At 76.4% G+C, this 2,056-nt stretch carries 1 protein-coding gene; it reads left to right on the top strand.

All coding sequences use genetic code 11. From position 1 onward, the window contains the following. Positions 1–1,844 (top strand): FAD-linked oxidase C-terminal domain-containing protein (locus MHW47_RS34920; RefSeq protein WP_239227840.1); only part of this gene is annotated, 1,844 nt, incomplete at its 5' end. Positions 1,845–2,056: the final 212 nt, after the last annotated feature.

A 2,056-nucleotide genomic window follows, 5' to 3' on the forward strand; every position in this document is an offset into this window, starting at 1 on the left:
AGCGGGCCCTGTGGCGCATCCGGGAGGACGCGGCCGGCACGGCGACCCGGATCGCGGACGGAGCGGACACCTCCCCCGGGGGCGCGGCCGGCCGGAGCGGCGAGGCGTGGCCGGGCTGGGAGGACTGCGCGGTGCCGCCCGCCCGGCTCGGCGGCTACCTCCGCGACTTCCGCGCCCTGCTCGCCGAACACGGCCTGCGCGGCAGCCCGTACGGGCACTTCGGCGACGGCTGCGTCCACGTCCGCATCGACTTCGACCTGCTCACCGGCGACGGCGTGGCCCGCTTCCGCCGCTTCTCCGAGGACGTGGCCGCGCTCGTCGTCGCGCACGGCGGATCGCTCTCCGGCGAGCACGGCGACGGCCAGGCCCGCGCCGAACTGCTGCCGAAGATGTACGGGGACGAACTGGTCGCCCTCTTCGCCCGCTACAAGGACCTGTGGGACGGGGACGGCGGGCTGAACCCCGGCATCCTGGCCCGCCCGGCCCGCCTCGACGAGAACCTGCGCTTCGACGTCCTGCCGCGCGAGCCCGTCGACGTCGTCTTCGGCTACCCCAACGACGGCGGCGACTTCTCCGCCGCCGTCCGCCGCTGCGTCGGCGTCGCCAAGTGCCGTACGGAGAAGGCGGCGGGACCGGCCGTGATGTGCCCCTCCTTCCGGGCGACCGGCGAGGAGGCCCACTCCACGCGCGGCCGGGCCCGGCTGCTGCACGAAATGCTCGCCGGGGAGGCGGGCGGCCTGATCACCGACGGCTGGCGCTCCACCGAGGTACGGGACGCGCTCGACCTGTGCCTGTCCTGCAAGGGCTGCCGCAGCGACTGCCCGGTGGGCGTGGACATGGCCACGTACAAGGCGGAGTTCCTGCACCACCACTACCGCCACCGGCCGCGCCCCGCCTCCCACTACGCCCTGGGCCGGCTGCCGCAGTGGCTCCGGCTTGCCGCGCCCCTCGCCGGGCCGCTCAACCTGCTGGCCCGCTCGCGCCCGCTCGCCGCCCTCGCCAAGCGGCTCGCCGGGATCGCGCCGGAGCGCGGGATTCCGCCGCTGGCGCGCGAGACGTTCAGCCGCTGGTTCCGGCGCCACCGGCAGGAGCCCGCCGCCGGGGACCGGACGGTCCTGCTGTGGCCCGACACCTTCACCGAGCACCTGTCGCCCCGGGTCGGCCGGGCGGCCGTGCGCGTCCTGGAGGCCGCCGGGCGCACCCCCGTACTCCCCGGAAACGGGCTCTGCTGCGGCCTCACCTACGTCTCCACCGGCCAGCTCGACCGCGCCCGCGCCGTCATGCGCCGCACCCTGGACCGGATCGGCGACACCGGCGGCGCGCCCCTGGTCGTCCTCGAACCCAGCTGCGCCACGACCCTGCGCACCGACCTGCCCGAGCTGCTGCCCGGCGACCCGCGCGCCGCCCGGCTCGCCGCCTCCGTGCGCACGCTCGCCCAGTACCTGGAGGAGTACGCCCCCGACTGGCGGCCCCCGCGCCTGGACCGCCCGGTCACCGGCCAGACCCACTGCCACCAGCACGCCGTCCTCGGCGACGAGGCGGACCGGCGGCTGCGCGCGAGGGCGGGGCTGACCGGTGAGCTGTCCGGCGGCTGCTGCGGGCTCGCCGGGAACTTCGGCTTCGAACGGGGCCACTGGGAGGTGTCCGTGGCCTGCGCCGAGGACCAGCTGCTCCCGGCCGTCCGGTCCGCCGCCCCGGACTCCGCGGTCCTCGCCGACGGCTACTCCTGCCGCACCCAGCTGGACCAGCTCGCTGGAGTACGCGGACGCCATCTGGCGGAACTGCTGGCGGAGGGCCTGGAGCGGGAGGGCGGCGCGGCCGGCCGCCCCGGGTCCTTACCGTAGGAGGGAGACACCGCACCGGGGGAGTGCAGTACCGTAGACCGTGCAGTGCATCGTGGTGAACCGTGTGCTGGACCGGCGAACTCCATGACGCAAGAAGGACAGGCCCCCTGTGAACGAGCAGACCACCGCCGCAGAACCGGCCGCAGCCGCCGTCGCCGTGCCGGAGGCGGTCGCCGCCGCAGCCGCGCCCGGCGGACCGGGCGGCGGGCGGC

It is taken from the genome of Streptomyces sp. OfavH-34-F (genome assembly GCF_022347745.1).
In the GTDB taxonomy this organism is placed as follows: domain Bacteria; phylum Actinomycetota; class Actinomycetes; order Streptomycetales; family Streptomycetaceae; genus Streptomyces.